A 19,421-nucleotide genomic window follows, 5' to 3' on the forward strand; every position below is an offset into this window, starting at 1 on the left:
AGGCACGACGGACGGCACGACCGCCGGTCGCGAAAAGAGCCTGCGCGCTCCTGCGGCCCCTACCGCTCCCCGTCGCCCTCCCCCACCGCCGACCCTTCGCGCGCCCGCGCCTCCTCCGGCTCCCGCACCCGGCGGAACAGCAGGTCGTGCACCTTGTGGCCCTTGGTCAGGCCTTGGCCCTCGAAGCGGGTGCGGGGGCGGAAGCCGGGGCGGGGGGCGAAGCCGCCTGAGGGCTGGGTGTTGGCGTAGGCGGGGTGGGCGGTCAGGACTTCGAGCATCTGGTGGGCGTACGGTTCCCAGTCGGTCGCGCAGTGGACCAGGGCGCCGGGCTTGAGCGAGGTCGCGACCAGGTCGAGGAACTCGGGCTGGATCAGGCGCCGTTTGTGGTGGCGCTTCTTCGGCCAGGGGTCGGGGAAGTAGACGCGCAGTCCGTCGAGGCAGGCCGCGGGCAGCATTTCGCGCAGCAGGATGATGGCGTCGCCGTTGGCGACGCGGACGTTGGTGAGCGCGTCCCGTTCGGCGAGCGCGAGCAGATTGCCCTGGCCGGGGGTGTGCACGTCGACCGCGAGGATGCCGGTGTCCGGGTCCGCGGCGGCCATCTGCGCGGTGGCCTCGCCCATCCCGAACCCGATCTCCAGGACCACCGGGCGCCCCTCGAACATCGCCGCCAGGTCCAGCTCACGGCTGCCGTCGATGTCGAAGCCCCACACCGGCCACAGCCGCCGCAGCGCGTCCTCCTGCCCCTGCGTCACCCGGCTCCGGCGCGGCTGGAAGCTGCGGATCCGGCGCTCGTAGTGCGAACCGGCCGGATCGGGCGCGGGGCCCTGCCCCTCGGCGAACCGGCGGCTGCGCGGCGGACGGCGGCGGGCGTCGGCGGCGTCCGCCTCCTCGGCCGCGCGGCCGAGGGTCTCGGTGGCCCGGCCCAGGCTCTCCCGGGCCTCGCGGGTCCGGGCGGCGTCCAGCGCCTGCGCGGCGGCACGGTCGTGGGCGGGTTCGCGTACGGGCTCGTGCTCGGGCTCTCGGACGTCAAGGCCGGGTTCGCGTACGGACTCGCGCCCGGGCTCACGGGCGGGGTCGCGTACGGGCTCACGGCCGGACTCGGCGTGCGCGGCCGGTTCGGTATGTGCGGTGGTTTTGGGGTGCTCAGACACAGTGCTCCGATTCTACGGAGGCACGTGGACGGGGCCCGCGGGGGCGAGGGGGCGCACCGTCGCCCGCCGCGGCAGTGGCCTCAGCTCCCGCCGAGCGCGCCCGCTGCGGTGGTGGTCCTCAGCTCCTGCCGAGCGCCCGTACCACCCGTCCCGCGATCTCCCGTCCGATGGGCAGGCAGGCGGTCGCGGCGGGGGAGGGAGCGTTGAGTACGTGGACGGTGCGGGGGCCCTCGGCGAGGAGGAAGTCGTCGGCCAGGGTGCCGTCGCGCAGTACCGCCTGGGCGCGTACGCCGGCGGGGGCGGGGACCAGGTCGGCTTCCGTGACGGCGGGGAGCAGGCGGGCGACGGCGCGGGTGAAGGCGGCCTTCGAGGCGGAGCGGTGGAGTTCGCCCACGCCGTAGCGCCAGTGGCGGCGGGCGATGTGCCAGGAGCCCGGCCAGGCGAGGGTCGCGGCGAGCTCGCGGGGCGCGAGGGTGCGCCAGTCGTAGCCCTCCAGGGCGAGGGCGGGCACCGCGTTGGGGCCGACGTGTACGCCGCCGTCGGTGCCCCGGGTGAGGTGGACGCCGAGGAAGGGGAACGCGGGGTCGGGCACCGGATAGACCAGGCCCTTGACCAGGTCCGGCCGGGCCAGTTCGTAGTACTCGCCGCGGAACGGCACGATCCGTACGCCCGGGTCGTCGCCCGCGAGCCGTGCCACCCGGTCGCAGTGCAGCCCGGCGCAGTTGACCAGGACCCGGCCGCGCACCACGTCCCCGGCCTCCGTCAGGACCGCGACCCCGCGCGAGGGCCGCCGGTCGATACGGGTGACCCGGGCGCCGTAGCGGATCTCGGCGCCGGAGGACTCGGCGAGGCGGCGGGTGACGGCCGTGTAGTCGCAGATGCCGGTGGTGCCGACATGGATCGCGGCCACCCCGGCCACCTGGGGCTCGTACTCGGTGATCTGGGCCGGGCCCAACTCCCGTACCGGGATGCCGTTTTCGCGGCCGCGCTGGACGAGGCCGTGCAGCCGGGGCAGCTCCTCGCGGTCGGTCGCGACGATGAGTTTGCCGGTCACCTCGTGCGCGATGCCGTGCTCGGCGCAGAACCCGGTCATCTCGGCGGCGCCGCGTACCGCGAAGCGCGCCTTGAGCGAACCCGGCCGGTAGTAGATCCCGCTGTGGATCACCCCGGAGTTGTGGCCCGTCTGGTGCCGGGCCGGGCCGCTCTCCTTCTCCAGGACGGTGATCCGCACGCCGGGCGCGGATCTGCTCAGGGCGTACGCCGTCGCCATGCCGACGATGCCGCCGCCGATCACCAGTACGTCGCAGTCGTAGCCGTGCGTCCCCGCCGTGGACCCACCCGCCGACCCAGCCGTGCGCACCCCGCGCCACCTCCAGCCTCTGCCGTCGATAGTGCACTGCACAGGCCCGCACGCCCTCAAACCCGCCAGTGCGGCCGGATGTGTGTCGAAGGAGGCGAGGCCGGGTAAGTGCCCGACTTTTCTCCGGATGACGCGCGTCGTGCGGGTTGCGGGCAGGTGACGACAGGGCGGCCTACGCCGGAGCCATGAGCAACGGCCTTGCCTGCTCCCGGAGTTCGACGACCCGGGGCTCGTCGCCGTAGGCCTCCAGGCGGTGCAGGAGGTCCTTCACGTACTCGGTGGTGCGTGCCGAGGAGATCCGGCCCGCCACCTCGACGGCGCGGGCGCCCTGGGCGCAGGCCGCGTCCAGGTTGCCGGACTCCAGCTCGGCGACGGCCGAGACGACCAGGCGCAGGCCGTGCGAGCGGACGTACTCCTCGGTGGGCCGGGAGAGCGCCTGTTCGGTGAAACGGCGGACCTCGCGCGGTGCCTTGAGGTCGCGGTAGCACTCGGCGGCGTCCGCGGCGAAGCGGTCGTAGGAGTAGAAGCCGAGCCAGGTCGGGTCGTTGTCGCCGTCGCGGGCCCGCTCCAGCCAGCTCTCGGCGGCGCGCAGGGCGCCGCCCGCGGCGTGCGCGTCGGCCGCGCGGGCGTGCGCGCGGGCCTCCACCAGGTGGAAGAAGCTCATGGTGCGGGCGGTGGCCAGGCCGCGGTTGCGTTCCAGGGCCGCCTGCGCGAGGTCGACGCCCTCGTCGCCGAAGCCGCGGTAGGTCGCCTGGAGCGACATGGTGGCGAGGACGTAGCCGCCGAGCGGGACGTCGGCGGCGGCCCTGGCCAGGCGCAGGGCCTGGATGTAGTAGCGCTGCGCGGCCTCCTGCTGGCCGGTGTCGAAGGCCATCCAGCCCGCGAGCCGGGTGAGTTCGGCGCTCGCGCCGAACAGGGCGCGGCCGACCTCGTCCGAGTACGAGCCGAGCAGCAGCGGTGCCGCCTCCACCCGCAGGCACTCGGGCACCATCGACGAACGCCAGTCCCCGCCGCCGTACTTGGAGTCCCAGCGGCGCGCGTCCTCGGCGGCCTCGCGCAGTTTCCGTACGTCGCTGTGGCCGACCCGTCCGGCCGAACTGCCCTCGGCGGGACCGGCTTCACGGGCCACCGAGCTGTCCGCCGGAGTTATCAGCCAGCGCGAGGCGGGGGTGGCGTACGCGCTCACCGCGAACGAGCCCGCCAGCGACTGCCAGATCCCGCCACCGCCTCGTCGACCGACCAGATCGAGCCGGTAGAGCTCGGTGGCCGACTTCACGGCCGCCCCGACATCGCGCGGGAAGGCGAGCCCGACCTCCGGTGCCGGGTCCGCGTCGGCCAGACCGATCTCGTGCAGCGGGACCGGCCGGCCCAGTTTGTGGCCGATGGCCGCGGCGATCAGATGGGGTGCGGCGCCCTGCGGCACCATGCCCTTGGAGACCCAGCGGGCCACCGATGTCTTGTCGTAACGCAGCGTCAGACCGCGTTGCGCGCCGAGGTCGTTGACCCTGCGCGCCAGTCCCGCGTTGCTGATTCCCGCGAGGGCGAGAACTGCGCCGAGCTTGTCGTTCGGTTCGCGTTGCTCCCTGGACATGCGCCACCCCTCGACACAGAACAGACGGCTGCCGCCCGACTGGCATACTCGCGCGGCATTCGTAAACACAGCGTAGTTCGACGCCTCCCAAGCGTTAAGGGGGTCCCTTCCGGATGGCGGGATTCGACACCTGCGCCGCCGGTCGTCCATGCGCCCCCTTGTGCGAGCCCCGCGTGTGTGGCTGTGCGCCCGGCCGTGCGCTCTTCACCCTCCGGGGCGGCCCGGATTATCTGGAGGGGCGTGGGTCGGCCCGCTGTACTGGGTCCAGCGGGCTGGGGGAACACCCCGCCGCCCCCATCCCCGCGGGCGGTGGAACGGTCCGGGAGGCGCCGCGACGCCTCCCGGACTCCGTGCGTCGAAAATCCGCCCATATGGCCCGGCCGAGTTGTGCCCATCCTCGGCCAACCGTTTCAAGGTTGGCCGATTCTCGTCTACGTGTACGGGGGTTGAGCGCTCCGTCGGAGCCTCGAATGAGGGCGCATGGGGTGGCGGGGAGCGGTGGGAGATATTCCGCTTGTGGGGCCGGTGGTGCTTCGGGGGTGCGGGTTCGGTCGCGGTGTACGCGGCGTGCGGGGTGCCCCTTCGGGTTCCGTGACGGGTTCGGGTGTCGGCGGGGGAGCCGTGACGCGCGGTGATCCGGGGTGGGGTGCGGGTGGGGCCGGGGTGGCCGCCGGGTCGACCGGCTGACCCTGGGTGACCTGGTAAATGCCGTGTGTACGGGGCGAGTTGGGGGAGTTGCGGGTCAGGAGCCGCGCGGGGCCGAGGGTTTCCGGGGGCGACGGTGGGCTGCGCGGACGTCGTTCGTGCCCGGTGCGGTGGCCGTGGACGGTGACGAGTGCGGGAGGCCGCCCGTCCGGTCGCGGGTTTCCGGAACCCGTCGCAGGTGCCGGATTCCGGTTGTCGCCGTGGGTCGCCCCGGACTTCCTTTGCGCAAAGGTGAGTTGGACCGGCCAACGGTTGAGGAATCCAGGCTGGTCAGAGGCTTCCCGTAGGGGCGGGAGTCGGCGTATTGGTGGCGAGGCGGAGGCGGCTGCGTACCGCGCCCCGCGGTCACGCTGGGGAACCCCCGTACGGCACAACGCCGTTGAAGCCGTTGAAACCGTTGAGCCGCGGACGTCGGGTGTGCGCGGTGGCGTCCCGGGGGCGCATACGGGGGGCGTCCGGGGGAGCGTCCAGGGAGCACAAAGCCGTACCGGGGCCCCACCTGTGCGCCTGCTTCGTGGCAGCATGGTCCCGGTCGAGCAGTGCCTCGATGTCCGGCGGCCGTCCGTCGTGGTGCTCCGCGAACGGCGTACTCCGGTTTTCGGGGCCGCGGTGCTGTGTTCGTCGGCGTTCCGCGGTGCTGGTCGGTGTTCTTCGGTGGCCGGGCCCGCGGCCGGTGCGGTGAACTGCCGTACGCCGGGGGCGAGGTACTCCCGCGCACTGCCGCCGCGCTGCGAGGTGCGGCCCGGTGCTCTTGTTGTCCACAGGCTGTGGAGGCGTGCGATGCGGTGGTTGGTGGGGTGGAGCAGTACCGCCGCCGGGCCGCGTGACATCGGTGCCGCCGGGGTGACCGGCAGCAACGGCGAGGCCGTACTCCCGGTCGGGGCCCATCTGTTGTGGGGCGACCCGGATCCGCTGTGGGCGGTCGGCGACTGGCGGCCCGACGAGGTCCGCGTCGTCCAGGCCGACGAACGCACCCGGATCGCCGTCCTCGGCGTCTGCGGCGCGGGCGACGAGCAGCTCAGGCTCGGCCTGTTCGCGGCGCGCGGCGGGGCGCTGCGGCATCTGACCAACTGGCCGGGCAGCTACACGGCCGTGGTCCAGGTGGGCCGCCGCCTCACCGTCTGCGGCGACCTGGCCGGAGCCCGCCCGGTTTTCCACACCCCGTGGGACGGCGGCACGGCCTATGCCACCGCCGCGCTCCCGCTGGCCGACCTCGTCGAGGCCAATCTCGACATCGGGCACCTGGCCGCGCTGCTCGCCGCCCCGGACGTCCCCGAGGCGCTGCACGACTCGACCCCCTACCTCGGCGTCCGGCGGGTGCCGCCCGGCCACGCGCTGGTGCTGCGCGCGGGCGCGCGCGAGATCGTCGGATACGAGCCGGTGGCCTCGCTGGCCGTGGGAGCCGCCCCCGCGCTGGACGCGGAGAGCGCGGTGCACCAGGTCAGGGACGCGCTGGTGGACGCGGTACGCACCCGGCTCGCCGCGCCACGGCACGTCCCCGGCGAGGGCATCGACGCGGGCCCGGTACCCGGGATGGGCCCCGACGAACGCCACGGCCCGCGCCGGCTGCCGGTGCCCGGAATCGGCGCCGACCTCTCCGGCGGGCCCGCCTCGGCCACCCTCGCGCTGCTCGCCGCGGGCCTGCCCGGCATGCCGGGCACCGTCCTCGGACACGGCACCGGAGCGGGCGAGCGGCTGCTCGCGGTCACCTTCAACGACCTCGCGGTACGCGGCCGGGAGGCCGAGGTCGAGCGGGCCGCGGTGCTCGCGGGCAACCCGCGGCTGCACCATGTGATCGTGGCGGGCGGCGAGGAGTCGCTGCCGTTCGCCGGGCTCGGCGACCCGTACGGCCCGCTCACCGACGAGCCGGGGCCCTCCCTCGTCACCGCCGCCCGGCACCGCACCCGGCTCGCCGCGGGCAGCGCCGACCACTTCACCGGGTACGGCGCCCGGCAGGTGATGGACGCCCATCCGGCCCGCCTGGCCGACCTGTTGCTGGACCGCAAACGGCGCCATCTGCTGCGGCCGGTCGCCGCGCTCACCAGGGCCGACGGTTCGGTCATGGTGCCCGCCCGGGTGTACGCGGCGGCCCGGCGGCTCGCCCGTACCCCCTACCGTGCCGGGATCGAGGGACTCGCGGACCGGCTGCTGCGCCGCGAGTTCGAGGAGTGGGCCGATCCGACGGCGCCGCTGTCCGCCTCGCTGGCCGCGCTGTGCTGGGCCCGGCCCGGTCCGGCCGCCCGGTGGCTGACCGGAGAGGCACTCGCTGAAGTATCGGTTCGCCTTCAGGGCGCGGCGGCCCGCGGCGGACCCGGCCCCGGCCAGCGCCCCGGCGAGTTCCGCGCCCGCGCCGCCCTGGCCCGGCACGCCGCCGACCTGCGGGTGCTCGAACAGGCCGCCGAGATCCGCTTCCAGCGCCTGCACGCCCCCTTCCTCGACAACCAGGTCGTACGCGCCTGCCGCGCCCTGCCCGAGTCGTTGCGCGTCCAGCCCGGGGCGCGCGCCGCCGTACTGCGCGCCGTGCTGGCGGGCGCCGGAGTGCCCGAACTCCCGCCGGGCTGGGGCGCGCCGAGCCCCGTCGGCGCGGGCACCGCGGCGCGCACCGGACTGCGGGTCGCGATGCACGAGGTGGTGGACCTGTTCGACGCACCGCTGCTTGCCCAGGCGGGACTCGTGGAGGCCCGCGTCGTACGCAAGGCCCTGCGCGCGGCGGCCGACGGCGAACCGCTGCCGCTGGACGGCCTGGCCGACCTGGTCTCCCTGGAACTGTGGCTCGGCCGCCTCCTCGCCCGTCGCGGAACCTGCTGGACCGGCACTCCGGGCCGCCAGCGCGCGGTTCCTTCGGGGAGCGTGGTGCCGGAGCGGGGGGCTTTGGGGGCGGCGCAGGGGTAGGGGGCGGGCTCAGGCGGAAGCGGGGCTCGGCCTCATTCCACCGGGCGCCCGTCACCGAGATAGCCCTGGAGACCGGCCTGAAGACCGGCCTGGAAGCGGGTGCGTGCGCCGAGCGTGTCCATGATGCGGCGCATATGGCGTTCGATGGTGCGCTGGTTGAGGCCGGTCTTGCGGGCCGTGGCCTGGTCGGTGCAGCCGATGGCCGCGTACCCGAGGAGGAGTCGGTCGAAGTCGCTGAGGTCCCCGTGACCGTCCCGGGCGCCGCCCGTGGGCCAGAGCGGTGTGGCTCGCTGCCACAACAGCTCGAACAGTGTCTTCATCCCGTCCAGTAGTGGCGAGGAGTGCAGGACGACGGTGTGCCGGTCCTCGTGGAGGACGACGGGAACCAGTGCGACGGCGCCGTCGGCGATGAGGGCCTTGAGCGGAACACCGTCGAGGACCCGGGCCACTTCGCCGTGGGCGGCGAGTTCCCGGGCGAGGTGCTGCTGCTCCGGCTCCAGGAGCGACTGGCGGTCGTACAGGGTGCGGTAGCACACCCCTTGCGCCATGCGTTCCTTCTGGACGTCGGCCTGGCGCCGCACGCCCTCGGTGACGTACGGGGGCTTGTCCAGAGTGAGGATCTCCTGCCGGGCCGTGTGCTGGGTCTGCAGAAAGCGCCGGATGTTGGCCTCGGCCCCCTGCACCACTTCGACGGACGGCTCGGCGCTCGCCTCCCAGAGCAGGGTCAGCTCCCGGGCGTCCGTACGGGCGCGCTCCAGCTGCTCCTGCCGCCGAGCGACCAGAACCTCAACGGCCGGACCGGGTGGAGCGGGGAGGTAGCGCAGGGGGCGGGTGGGGGTCTTCGTGACGAGCCCCGCGTCCTGAAGGACCCTCAGTCGTCGGCGCAGCACGGCGCGCGGAGCGCCGAGTTCGTCCGAGAGTTCCGCGAGGGTGCGGGCGGGGCGGGACAGCAGCCGTCGGTAGAGCAGCTCTTCGTCCTCGCCGATGCCCAGTGCTTCCAGCACGTCGGGTTCCCTCCTCGTCAGGCGCTGTCGGTTTTCCGGCAGGGACGGTATTCCGGTGGCTCACCTTCCGCCAGGCGCCCCTACATTGCTCGGCGTCCACCCCAACCCCTTTCTCCAGGAGGAGAGATGAGACGAGCTGCCATATTCGCCGGCCTGGCGCTGGCGATCGCGGGCCTGGGCGCGGCTCCCGCAACCGCGCGACAGGCACCGCCCGAGGCACCGGGCGACCGGCCCGGTGACTACGTCGTCGTCCTGAAGAGCGGCAGCGGCGACCCGGCCGCCACGGCACGCGGCATCGCCGGGGCCGAGGTCGGCACCGTCTTCCGCGACGCGCTGCGCGGCTTCGCCGCCGAACTCACCCCCGACGCCCTGGAGCGGATCCGCTCCCACCCGGACGTGGCCTACGTGCAGCCGCAGCACCGTGCGCACTTCGACGGCCAGGAAGTACCCAACGGTGTGCGCCGCACGTTCACCACCGACAACAGGGGGCTGGGTGTGGGCGACGGCGTCGACGAGCGGGTGGACGCCGACGTCGCCGTACTCGACACGGGCATCGACCACAACCACCCCGACCTGAACGTGAGCCGTCGCGTCAACTGCCTCGGTGACCGGGGCTGTACCGAGAACGCCGGGGTGGACGACAACGGACACGGGAGCAACGTCGGCGGCATCGTCGGCGGACTCGACAACACCATCGGCTACACCGGGATCGCCCCCGGCGCCCGGCTGTGGTCGGTGAAGGTCCTCAACAGCGAGGGCTCGGGCAGCACGGCCGAGATCGTCGCCGGTATCGACTACGTCACCGCCCACGCCGACGAGATCGAGGTCGCCAACCTCAGCCTCGGCTTCGACGGCGACGAGCCCGCCGTCAGGGACGCCGTCAACCGTGCCATCGCCAAGGGCGTCGTCGTGGTGGTCTCGGCCGGGAACGACCACCGTGACGTCAAGCTGCAGACCCCCGCCAACGTCGCCGACGCCCTCACGGTCTCCGCCCTCAGCGACGCGGACGGCAAGCCGGGCGGCCGCGGGAACTTCGCCTGGTGCAACGCGAACAACACCAACCGGGACGACTCACTGGCCGATTTCTCCAACTTCGGCAGGGGAGTGGACCTCACCGCGCCGGGCGACTGCATCAAATCCGCCTTCAACAACGGCGGCTACTCCAACTACAGCGGCACCTCACAGGCCGCCCCGCACGCCGCGGGAGCCGCGGCCTGGCTCACCCGGGGTTCCGCCAAGCCCCACGACCGCGCCGGAGTCATCGCCGTACGCGACAAGCTCGTCCGCTCCGGCAACTCGAACTGGAGGGACACCTCCGGCGACGGTGCCAAGGAGCCTCTGCTCGACCTGCACGACGCAGCGGTCTTCCCCGCCGGTGATACGGGCGGGATCCGGCAGCACGAGGTCCGGCCGGACTCCGGCGAGGCGACGAAGGAGTAGGCGGCCCGGCACGAACCGGTACGGCGAGCGTCCGCTGCGGCCGTAGAGGTGACGGAACGAGCGGTCCGCGCTGGTCGGTGTGTGAGGCCGCAGCCAGTGGGCGGGCGTCCACGGTCAGGACCGGGCGCCCGTCGGCGGTCTCGGGCCGAGTCGAGTTCCGCACGGCCTGTCCCGCACGGCCTGTCCCGCACGGCCTTCGTACTGGTCAGTGCCACTTCGGTCGGAGGCGCAGGATCAGACGGAGGCCGTGTTCACGTCCCGGAATCCTCGTACGGGCGGTCACGTCCGCGGCGTCGTGCGAGGCAGGACCACAGGGAACGAGCTCAGAGGGTGTGCGCGTAGGACACGACGAGCGCGCCCGCCGAGAGTCCCAGCATGCCCAGACAGTTGATCCAGAACTCGGACGTCATGTAGCGCGCCCGGATGTGTGCGTAGGCCGCGACCACGAAGTAGACGACGACGCCCGCGTTCGCGGCCAGGCCCAGACCGGCCGAGGAGATGCCGAGGATCAGGCCCGCACCGGCGAGCACCTTGATCACGACGAGCGTCCACCACCAGTCGTCGGGGAAGCCGACGCCGTTCAGGCAGCCGCGGATGAAGCCCGGCGGCCGGAGCGAGAGCGCGGCGTCGCCGAGGATGACGGCGGCGAGCAGAGCCTGCGGCCACCAGGGGTCCGGATTCACGGTCATAGCTGGTCACGTCCTTGATTCTCGGTGAGGAACTCCACTACGGAGATGAGGTCTTCGACGGGTTTGCTCGGATCCCTCGCGCCGGTACCGGCACTGATGAAGAGGCTGCCGAGGTGCGCGAGATGGAGCGTGGTCGCGCCGCGGGCGGCGGCCTCGGGCGGGAAACCGGCGCGCATCAGGACCTCGCCGATCTCCCGCCGCAGCACCGCCGCCAGCTCGGTGAACACGGCTGCCCGGTACTTGCCGGTGACGAGCGTCGCCGCGTACTGCCGGGCCAGATCGACGTCGCTGTAGAAGAGCGCGAGGAACGGCTCGAAGACGGCGAGCAGCTCGTCGGTCAGTGGGCCGGGTGGCGTGGCCGCCCGGCCCGGTTCGTCCATCGGTGCCCGGGCCGCGTGGAGGGCGGCCACGCGCCGGTCGAACAGTTCGACCAGGATGGCGGCCTTGTCGCCGACCGCCATCACGGTTCCCACGCTCACCGAGGCGTCGGCGGCGATCTCCCGGACGGTGGTCGACCCGAAGCCTCGCGCTGTGAAGAGCCGCTCCGCGGCACTCAGAACCCGCTCGCGGGTGGCTTCCCGCTGCGCCTTGCGCGTGCTCATACCGACTCCGGCTCCGACTCCGACCCGCGTCCTGAACGCGTTCAGTGAACATGTTCAGGATGTTTCCCGAATTGTCGGGCGTCAAACGGAGGGGATACCTCCGGTACGGCGGCTGACCAGCCCGATCGTGGGGGAGCCGAGCGCCCGCTCGGCGCCAATGGCCGTCCGGGGAAAAGGGGTTGAGGAAAGCGGCGGGGCGCGCCCGGGAAAAGCACAGCGACGTGACGCCGCCCGGCAGCGAGAATGGTCGGGTGCGGTACGGAATCCTGGGCGTCACCGAGGTGCGCGGCGAGAACGGCGAGCTCCTGCCACTGGGCGGTGCCCGGCTGCGGGCACTGCTCGCCGCGCTCGCCCTGCGGGCCGGGCGCACCGTCGGCGCCGAGGTACTGATCGACGAGGTCTGGGCCGACGAGCCGCCCGGCGACGCCCCCGCCGCGCTCCAGGCCCTGGTCGGACGGCTGCGCCGGGTGATCGGCCGGGAGAGCGTCGCCCTGGACGCGGGTGGCTACCGGCTCATGGCGGCACCCGCCGAGGTCGACCTCTTCGCGTTCGAGCGGCTGGTACGTGACGGTACGCAGGCCCTCGCGGCCGGTGAACCCGAGCCCGCGGCACGGCTGTTGGACGAGGCCCTGGCCCTGTGGCGCGGACCCGCGCTTGCCGATCTGCCCGACGCCGGTGCGGGCACCCGCCCCGAGGCACAGCGCCTGGAGGCCACCCGCGCCCGCGCCGAGGCGGAACTGCGGCTCGGCCGCGCCACGGCCCTCGTGCCCGACCTGCGGGAACTGACCGCGGCCCACCCCTACGACGAGACCCTGCACGCCCTGCTCATCCGCGCCCTGCGCGACGCGGGCCGCCGCGCCGACGCCCTCACCGCCTACGACTTCGCCCGTCGCACCCTCGGCGAGGGCCTCGGCACGGATCCGGGGCCGGAACTGCGGGAGTTGTACGGGGAGTTGTTGGAGGGCGGGGGTGCCGGGGATGCGGGGGCTGCCGGGGATGCCGGGGGCGGGGATTCGCGAACCGGGGATTCCTGGTCCGGGGTTTCCGGGAGCATGGATCTTGGGAGCGCGGATGGGCGGTCCCAGTCCGGCTGGTCCCAGTCCGGCTGGTCCCAGGACGGCCGGTCCAAGGATGGCCGGTCCAAGGATGCCTGGTCCCCGGACGGCCGGTCCCAGGATGGCTGGTCCCAGGACAGCCGCCCCCAAGACCAGCAGCCCCCCACGCCAAGCCCCCCACCCCCCGACTCGCACCCCCACCCCCACCGGCTGGCCCCCCGCCAGGGCAACCTCCGCCCCCGCCTCACCTCCTTCGTCGGGCGCGAGCCCGAACTCGCGGCGATCTGGGCGGACTTGAGCCGGTCGCGGCTGGTGACGCTGACCGGGCCCGGAGGTTCGGGCAAGACCCGGCTCGCGGAGGAGTCGGCGGGGCGGATTCCGTACGCGTGGATCGCCGAGCTGGCGCCCCTGGACTCCGCCGAGGCGGTACCCGGCGCCGTGGTCACCGCGCTCGGGCTGCGCGAGACCATGCTGCGGAGCAGCGGTGAGCTGGGCGCGGCGCAGGAGGACCCGGTCGGCATCCTGGTCGAGCACTGCGCGGGCCGCGAGCTGCTGCTGATCCTGGACAACTGCGAGCACGTGATCGACGCCGCCGCCGCTCTGGCCGAGACGCTGCTCACCCGCTGCCCGGGGCTGACCGTACTGGCGACGAGCCGGGAACCGCTCGGGGTGCCGGGGGAGTCCGTACGGCCGGTGGAGCCGCTGCCGCCGGATCCGGCGGTACGCCTGTTCACGGAGCGCGCGCGGGCCGTACGCCCCGACTTCGACGCGGACCGCGAGGCCGGAGCGGTCGCGGAGATCTGCCGTCGGCTCGACGGACTGCCACTGGCCATCGAACTGGCCGCCGCCCGGCTGCGGTTGCTCACGCCCCGCCAGATCGCCGACCGGCTGGACGACCGCTTCCGGCTGCTCACCAGCGGCAGCCGTACCGTGCTGCCGCGCCAGCAGACCCTGCGCGCCGTGGTCGACTGGTCCTGGGAACTGCTCGACGAGCGGGAACGCCGGGTGCTCTGCGAGGTGACCGTGTTCGCGGGCGGCTGGGACCTCGCGGCGGCCGAGGCCGTGTGCACCGGTCCGGCGGCCGATCTGCTCGGCGCGCTGGTCGACAAGTCCCTGGTGGTCGCGGCCCCGACCGGCCCCGAGGGCGGCGGCATGCGCTACCGGCTCCTTGAGACGATCCACGAGTACGCGCGCGAACGGGCCACCGCCGCACCGGACTTGCTCCGGGAAGCGGAGATTCGGCATGCCACGTACTTCCGTCAACTGGCCGCGACCGCCGACCCGTTGCTGCGCACCGCCGACCAACTCGTCTGGATCGAGCGACTGGAGACCGAGCTCGACAACATCCGGGCCGCCCTGCACCGCGCCGTCGAGCGGCGCGACGAGACCCTGGCACTCGCGATCGCCGTCCACACGGGCTGGTTCTGGTGGCTGCGCAACTACCGCCAGGAGTGCGTGGAATGGGTCTCCACGATCCTGCGCCTGGGTGCCGAGGAAGCGGGCATGCGGCCCGAGCAGGGTGACGTACTCGCCGCTGTGCTCACCGAGTTCTGGCAGGCGGCGGACGGCGCGACCGAGTCCACCCGGTCTGCGTCCACAACTGCCGCTGACTCACCCGTACTTGAGGGCGAGCTCGGTCGGCCCCTTGGGCTCCCGGCCGCAACAACTTCTGCCCCGAACGTCCTTGAACTCGACGAGAGTGAGCGCGACACCCTGGGACTCACTGCCGCAACGGCCCCCGGCCCGCGGCTGCTGGAGGACGAGGACGATCCCCGCTTCTGGCCCCGGGCCCGGCTGTGTCTGCTCCAGCTCGTCCTGCTCGCGGAGGCCGGTCCCACCCAGGCGTTCGGGGATCCGCGGATCCGCGGCCATCTGCGGCGTATCCGGGAGATCTTCGACCGGCCGGTACCGGAGGCCGTACGGTTCCCCGGCGCCGTCTGGCCGTTCGCCGTCTTCCTGATGGAGGGGCCGGACCGGATGGTCGAGGCGATGGACCGCGCGCTGGCCAACTGCCGTCGCTACGGGGACGGTTGGGACATCGGCGTGACCCTGATGTTCCGCACCCACATGGTGGTCGACCTGCCCGGCGGCATGCGCGGCGTGGACGCGGACCTGGCGGAACTGCGGCTCCTGAGCAGGCAGGTCGGGGACCGCTGGATGCGTGCGCAGGTGTGCAGTGCCGCCGGTGAGGCGGCGACCGCGCGAGGGCGGTTCGACGAGGCGCGCGACTGGTACACCGAGGCACTGCAACACGCCTACGAGGTGGGTGCGTACGCCGAGATGCCGTTCCTGCGCGGTCGGCTGGCCGAGACCGCGTTCCGTGACGGAGAGCGGGAGGCGGCGCTCGCTCTGCTCGACGAGGCGACCGAGGAGGCCGACCGGCACGGCGTGGCCGACGCCCGGGCCTTCCTCTGCCTGCTGCGTTCCTACATCGCCCTGACCGACGGCGAACTGCCCCTGGCCCGCGAGGAGTTGGCGAAGGCCCACCGCGCGGCCGCGGGCGGCACCCCGCCGCCGCAGTTCGTCGCGGCGGTCGACAGCCTGAACGCCAGGCTCCTGGCCGCCGAATCCGGCCCGGCCGCCGGACTGCCCGCCCTCACGGAGGCCCTGCACCGGGCCCTGGTCGCACGCTGCGCGGACAACGTCGTCGCGAGCCTGATGGACTGCGCGGCCGGACTGCTCGACGACGTCGGCGACCCGGTCCGCGCCGCCCGGCTCCTCGGCGCGGGCGCCGAACGCCGCGGCGGCCCCCGCGCCGAGCCCGAACTCGGCGACGCCCGCCGGGTGCACGCCCACGCGGAGGAGGCCCTGGGCGCCGACGCCTGCGCGCGCGAAGTCGCCGCCGGAGCCGCCCTCGACCCCGACGAACTCGTCGCCGAGCTGTGCGCCGCGTCCGGCATCGAGCCACTGCCCCCGGTGGGCGAAACCGACCGGGCGTGGCCACCGGCCTTGCGGTAGGGCGGGCGGAGTCCGGCGGTCGCGTCGGTTGTACGGGCGCGCGCATTCGTACGGCCCGACCGGGTGCACGGGCGCGCGCATCCGTACGGCCCCGCCGTGTGCACGGCCCGCCCGGCTGTCCGTACGGCCCAACTGCGCGTACGGCCCGGCCGCCCGTACGTCCGGCGCCCGTACGTCCGGCGCCCGTACGTCCGGCGTCCGGCGCCCGGCGCCCCGCACCCGGCGAACCCTCAGCCCGGCAGCCCCGCCAGCCACTCGGTCAGCATTCGGTTGACCTCCTCGGGGCGTTCCTGCTGGATCCAGTGGCCGCAGCCGTCCAGGATCTGTGAGGTGACCAGGCCGGGAAGGGTGACCGGGAAGGCCTCGATCGACTCGGACAGCCAGGTGAGGGAGGCGTCCAGCGCGCCGCCCGCGAACAGGGAGGGCTGGGTGAGCGGGGCGCCGTCGAGGTCGGCGAGGTCCTCCCAGTCCCGGTCCATGTTCCGGTAGCGGTTGAGTGCTCCGGTCATGCCGGTGCGCTCGAACTCCCCGGCGTAGACGTCGAGTTCGTGTGCGTCGAGCCAGCCGGGCAGCGGTCCGGTGGGGAAGCGGTCACGCAGTTTTCCGCCCCGGGGGACGAGGTAGGGGCCGGGGGCGTCGGGCGCGGGCATGGTGTCGGCGGACAGGGCGGCGTAGAAGCCCGCGAGCCAGCCGCGTACGTCGGGTTCGATCTCGGCCTCGGCCCTGCCGGGCTCCTGGAAGTAGGAGACGTAGAACTCCTCCTCGCCGCCCATGCGCGCGAAGATCTCGGCGGGCCGCGGCCCGCCGCGCGGGGTGTAGGGAACGCCGAACATGCCCACCGCGCGGAACACGTCGGGCCTCAGCAGACCGGAGTTGGCCGCGATGGCCGCACCCCAGTCGTGGCCCACGATCACGGCGGACCGTTCGCCCAGGGCGTCCACCACGGCGACGTTGTCCGCCACCAACTCCCGCATCCGGTACGCCGCGACGTCGCCGGGCCTGGACGAGCGGCCGTAGCCGCGAACATCGAGGGCGACGGCGCGGTACCCGGCCGCGGCCAGGGCCGGGAGCTGATGGCGCCAGGAGTACCAGGACTCGGGGAAGCCGTGCACGAGCAGCACCAGCGGCCCGGTGCCCTGCTCCACCAGATGGATCCGGCCCGCGGGGGAGGGAACCAGCCGGTGCCGGGCTTCCGCGGCCCGCGCCGACGCGGCTCCCGACGTGGCTTCCGACGCGGCCTCCGACGTGGCTCCCGACGTCTCTGTGGACATGGCTCCTCCAGGATTCTCGCGCCGCCGTGCTCCGGGCTGGTCCCCCGATCATGCGGGCAACGGCGCGAGCGGGACGAGCCCTGTTGCCGGTCCGGCAAAGCCGTGTCGCGGGCTGTCCGCCTGGCCTCCCCCGGGTGCGGGAGCGCCTCCGCGGCCCGGTGTTCCTCAGCCGCTCAGCAGTTGCTCCGAAATTCGGCAGTTGCTCCGCAACTCAGCAGACGCTCGGCTCCTCGGCACCCGCTCAGCGACTCGGCAGCCGCCCGCTCAGCAACTGAGCCGCGACTTGGCCCAGTCCGCCGAAACCAGGCCGTCCACCGGGGCGTTGGGCTCGACCACCAGGCGGATCGTCTCCACCCCGGTGAGGTTCACGTGGATCGGGCGGGCCGGGTCGTCGGCGTTGACCAGGGGGGAGCGGTAGAGCTGGGCGCCGTCCCCGTAGACGGAGAAGCGGACCTTGCCGAAGCCCAGGGTGAGGTCGTCGATGCCGATCAGTGCGTCGTACGCGGAGCAGCTGCGGTTGAGGTCGATCGTCACCGAGGAAGCGCCGGGGACCGTCACGCCGTTGTCGTAGCGGGTCCCGGCGATGGAGACGCTGTTGCGCTGCCAGACCGGAGTGCTGCCGAGGCGCATCGCGGGCTCGGTGCCGTCGCCGAACAGGCCGTAGCCGAGCTCGCTCCACTGGTAGACCTCGGGCGCCGGAGGCGTCGGGGTCGGAGTCGGTGTGGGCGTCGGAGTCGGAGTCGGGGTCGGGGTAGGCGTCGGGGTGGGTGTGGGCGTCGGCTTCGGCGGCGTCGGCTTCGGGGTCGGCTTCTCGGCCTGCGGCTTCGGGTCCGGCTTGGGCTTCTCGGCGGGCTCGGCCTTCGGCGGCGCGGGCGGCGGTGGAGGCGGGGCGGGCTTCTCCTCCGCGGCCGGGGGCGGATTCTCGGGCGGCGCGGGCTGCGAGGCGGGCGGCTTGGCGACCGGCTTCTTGTCCGGCGCGTCTCCTTCGCCACCGGCCAGCGCCAGGGCGACCACGGCGACCGCCACCGCGACCAGACCCGCGGCGGCACCCGCCTTCGCGGGGGCGCCGAGCCCCTCGGAGGCCGCACCGCCGCCCGCACCGGCACCGCCCGAGCCACCGCCCGTGGCGGCACCGGCCGCACCCGCGGCACCCGCCGCCCCGGCTCCGCCCGCGAACAGCGCCGCGACCTTCGCGTACCCGGCGGCGCCGAACCAGCCGATGACCGCGACCGGTACGACGGCGGGGATACCGCCCGCGACTTCCTGGATCTGGCCTGCCGCCAGGCGGCACTTGGCGCACTCCTCCAGGTGTTTGCGCAGGCCGCGTTCGGCCCGGCTGCGCAGTCCGCCGCGCGCGTAGGCGCCGAGCCGGTCGGCGTAGCGCGCGCAGGCGTCGTCCGAGGTCAGCGTGGCGCTGACATGCGCCTGGAGATACGCCTGCTTGAGGCCTTCGCGGGCGCGGCTGGCGAGGACCCGGGTGCCGTTGGCGTCCAGGCCGAAGATGCTCGCCACCTTGCTGGGCGCCTCGTCCTCGACCTCGGTGTGCCAGAGCACGGCCTGCCAGCGCTCGGGCAGGCTGCGGAACGCCTGCATGGCGAGGGACTGTTCGGCCTCGTGCATGGCGCGTACGTCGGCGCCCTGCTCCACGGTGTCGTCGTCGGGCGCCTCGGCGCTGCGGTGGGCCTGGGCGGCGAACACCGCGAAGTCGTCCACGAGTTGCTCGCGCCGGGCGGACTTCGTCCAGCCCGCGGCGACCCGGCGGACGGTGGTCAGGAGATAGGCGCGTACGGCGTACTCGGGGCCCGCGCCGCCGCGTACCGCCTGGAGCATCCGGGCGAAGACCTCGGCGGTCAGGTCGTCCGCGGTGTCGGCGTCGCGGCAGCATGTACGCGCGTAGCGCCGGACGCCGTCGGCGTGCCTGCGGTACAGCTCCTCGTAGGCGGTGTCGTCGCCCTCGCGCATCCGCAGCAGCAACCCGCCGTCGGAGGTGGGGGCTTCACCGGCACCGGCCGCGAGCGCCGCGGCCTCGCCGTCGGCCGCGTCACGCTGTGCGGGGACACCGGGGTCCGTGCCGCCGTGGCCGGAAAGCTCCGCAGCCTCGGGCGCCGGGTTCGCGGGCCTGCCCGAACGGCCGCCCTGCCCGGGCACCTTGTGTCCGGACAGCTCGTCGGTACCGCCGCCGCTGCCGCTCTCGTGCAGCGGCTCGTCCCGCCCGTCCATGCTCATCGCGGACCGCCTCCGCTGCCCCTCGGTACGTGCTACTCGGCATTACCGGGCAAGAGTGTCACACGGAAAGCGGCACCCGAACGGCGCAAGTGAGCCAACCCACCCACCGGATCCGGCCGTCGCGGAACTGCTCCCTCCGCAGCCGAGCGGTACCCGTCCTGCGCTTTCTCGCCATCCGTCGAGGTGCCGTACGTGGCTGGTTGCGGCTCTCAACCTGTCCGGACTCGCCGTAACTGTCCGAACGATCCGAACCGTGGCGACATCGTCCCGGTCGGGGGCATCCCCCGTTCCATGCTGCCCGGGACCGGGCCGTATGTCCGGTTGAGCGTCCCGCCCCGCGTCCCGGGTTCGCGCCTTTGTTCGCCGTGCGAAGCGCGGGCGCGCGGGTGCCCGCGCTTGTGTACGGGTCCGGTGTGTACGGGTCCGGGGAGCCCAACGGGTCTGTGTGGCTGTGCGGTTGTACGTCTGTGCAGTTGT

General features: G+C 73.7%; 11 protein-coding genes. 3 read left to right on the forward strand and 8 right to left on the reverse strand.

Going from position 1 to position 19,421, the window contains the following annotated elements:
* Nucleotides 1-59: 59 nt before the first annotated feature.
* The 3 genes from trmB to HUT18_RS18800 all read right to left on the reverse strand — a co-directional run bounded on the left by trmB (nt 60) and on the right by HUT18_RS18800 (nt 4,102).
* The gene (gene trmB / locus HUT18_RS18790; protein ID WP_368661538.1) at nt 60-1,151 is read right to left on the reverse strand and encodes a tRNA (guanosine(46)-N7)-methyltransferase TrmB; all 1,092 of its coding nucleotides are present in this window, start codon (nt 1,149-1,151) and stop codon (nt 60-62) included.
* Between the two features lie 118 nt (nt 1,152-1,269).
* Nucleotides 1,270-2,511, reverse strand: a complete 1,242-nt coding sequence (lhgO, locus tag HUT18_RS18795; RefSeq protein ID WP_303246546.1) for an L-2-hydroxyglutarate oxidase — start codon at nt 2,509-2,511, stop codon at nt 1,270-1,272.
* A gap of 172 nt (nt 2,512-2,683) precedes the next feature.
* Nucleotides 2,684-4,102, reverse strand: a complete 1,419-nt coding sequence (locus HUT18_RS18800) for an MFS transporter (protein WP_176101785.1) — start codon at nt 4,100-4,102, stop codon at nt 2,684-2,686.
* Between the two features lie 1,485 nt (nt 4,103-5,587).
* Between HUT18_RS18800 and HUT18_RS18805 the strand changes: the two genes are divergently transcribed.
* A complete protein-coding gene (locus tag HUT18_RS18805) occupies nt 5,588-7,699 on the forward strand; it encodes an asparagine synthase-related protein (RefSeq protein ID WP_176101786.1) in 2,112 nt (703 codons plus the stop codon).
* A 32-nt stretch (nt 7,700-7,731) separates the two neighbouring features.
* Here the strand turns inward: HUT18_RS18805 and HUT18_RS18810 are convergent, their stop codons facing one another.
* Nucleotides 7,732-8,703, reverse strand: coding sequence for a helix-turn-helix transcriptional regulator (locus tag HUT18_RS18810; RefSeq protein WP_176101787.1), 972 nt, complete (start codon nt 8,701-8,703; stop codon nt 7,732-7,734).
* A gap of 126 nt (nt 8,704-8,829) precedes the next feature.
* Between HUT18_RS18810 and HUT18_RS18815 the strand changes: the two genes are divergently transcribed.
* The gene (locus HUT18_RS18815; RefSeq protein ID WP_176101788.1) at nt 8,830-10,143 is read left to right on the forward strand and encodes a S8 family serine peptidase; all 1,314 of its coding nucleotides are present in this window, start codon (nt 8,830-8,832) and stop codon (nt 10,141-10,143) included.
* Nucleotides 10,144-10,466: 323 nt separating this feature from the next.
* On the opposite strand, the gene HUT18_RS18820 is transcribed toward HUT18_RS18815, so the two are convergent.
* The gene (locus HUT18_RS18820; RefSeq protein ID WP_176101789.1) at nt 10,467-10,832 is read right to left on the reverse strand and encodes a DoxX family protein; all 366 of its coding nucleotides are present in this window, start codon (nt 10,830-10,832) and stop codon (nt 10,467-10,469) included.
* On the reverse strand, nt 10,829-11,434 hold the full coding sequence (locus HUT18_RS18825; protein WP_176101790.1) for a TetR/AcrR family transcriptional regulator: 606 nt from the start codon (nt 11,432-11,434) through the stop codon (nt 10,829-10,831). Before HUT18_RS18825 ends, HUT18_RS18820 begins: the two co-directional genes overlap by 4 nt.
* A 251-nt stretch (nt 11,435-11,685) precedes the next feature.
* On the opposite strand from HUT18_RS18825, the gene HUT18_RS33870 reads away from it, so the two are divergent.
* Nucleotides 11,686-15,447 carry a BTAD domain-containing putative transcriptional regulator gene (locus HUT18_RS33870; RefSeq protein ID WP_254878690.1) on the forward strand — a complete coding sequence of 1,254 codons (3,762 nt, stop codon included), beginning with the start codon at nt 11,686-11,688 and terminating at the stop codon, nt 15,445-15,447.
* 230 nt (nt 15,448-15,677) lie between these two features.
* On the opposite strand, the gene HUT18_RS18835 is transcribed toward HUT18_RS33870, so the two are convergent.
* Nucleotides 15,678-16,718 carry an alpha/beta fold hydrolase gene (locus tag HUT18_RS18835; protein ID WP_176101791.1) on the reverse strand — a complete coding sequence of 347 codons (1,041 nt, stop codon included), beginning with the start codon at nt 16,716-16,718 and terminating at the stop codon, nt 15,678-15,680.
* A 264-nt stretch (nt 16,719-16,982) separates the two neighbouring features.
* The gene (locus HUT18_RS18840) at nt 16,983-18,944 is read right to left on the reverse strand and encodes a sigma-70 family RNA polymerase sigma factor (protein ID WP_176101792.1); all 1,962 of its coding nucleotides are present in this window, start codon (nt 18,942-18,944) and stop codon (nt 16,983-16,985) included.
* Nucleotides 18,945-19,421: the final 477 nt, after the last annotated feature.

The sequence above is a fragment of the Streptomyces sp. NA04227 genome (assembly GCF_013364195.1).
Classification (GTDB): Bacteria; Actinomycetota; Actinomycetes; order Streptomycetales; family Streptomycetaceae; genus Streptomyces.

Bases quoted from the DNA above. Each gene is read 5' to 3' on its own strand.
- HUT18_RS18800 (WP_176101785.1), bottom strand. From the start codon at position 4,102: ATGTCCAGGGAGCAACGCGAACCGAACGACAAGCTCGGCGCAGTTCTC.
- HUT18_RS18805 (WP_176101786.1), top strand. From the start codon at position 5,588: ATGCGGTGGTTGGTGGGGTGGAGCAGTACCGCCGCCGGGCCGCGTGAC.
- HUT18_RS18815 (WP_176101788.1), top strand. From the start codon at position 8,830: ATGAGACGAGCTGCCATATTCGCCGGCCTGGCGCTGGCGATCGCGGGC.
- HUT18_RS18820 (WP_176101789.1), bottom strand. From the start codon at position 10,832: ATGACCGTGAATCCGGACCCCTGGTGGCCGCAGGCTCTGCTCGCCGCC.
- HUT18_RS18825 (WP_176101790.1), bottom strand. From the start codon at position 11,434: ATGAGCACGCGCAAGGCGCAGCGGGAAGCCACCCGCGAGCGGGTTCTG.
- HUT18_RS18835 (WP_176101791.1), bottom strand. From the start codon at position 16,718: ATGTCCACAGAGACGTCGGGAGCCACGTCGGAGGCCGCGTCGGAAGCC.
- HUT18_RS18840 (WP_176101792.1), bottom strand. From the start codon at position 18,944: ATGAGCATGGACGGGCGGGACGAGCCGCTGCACGAGAGCGGCAGCGGC.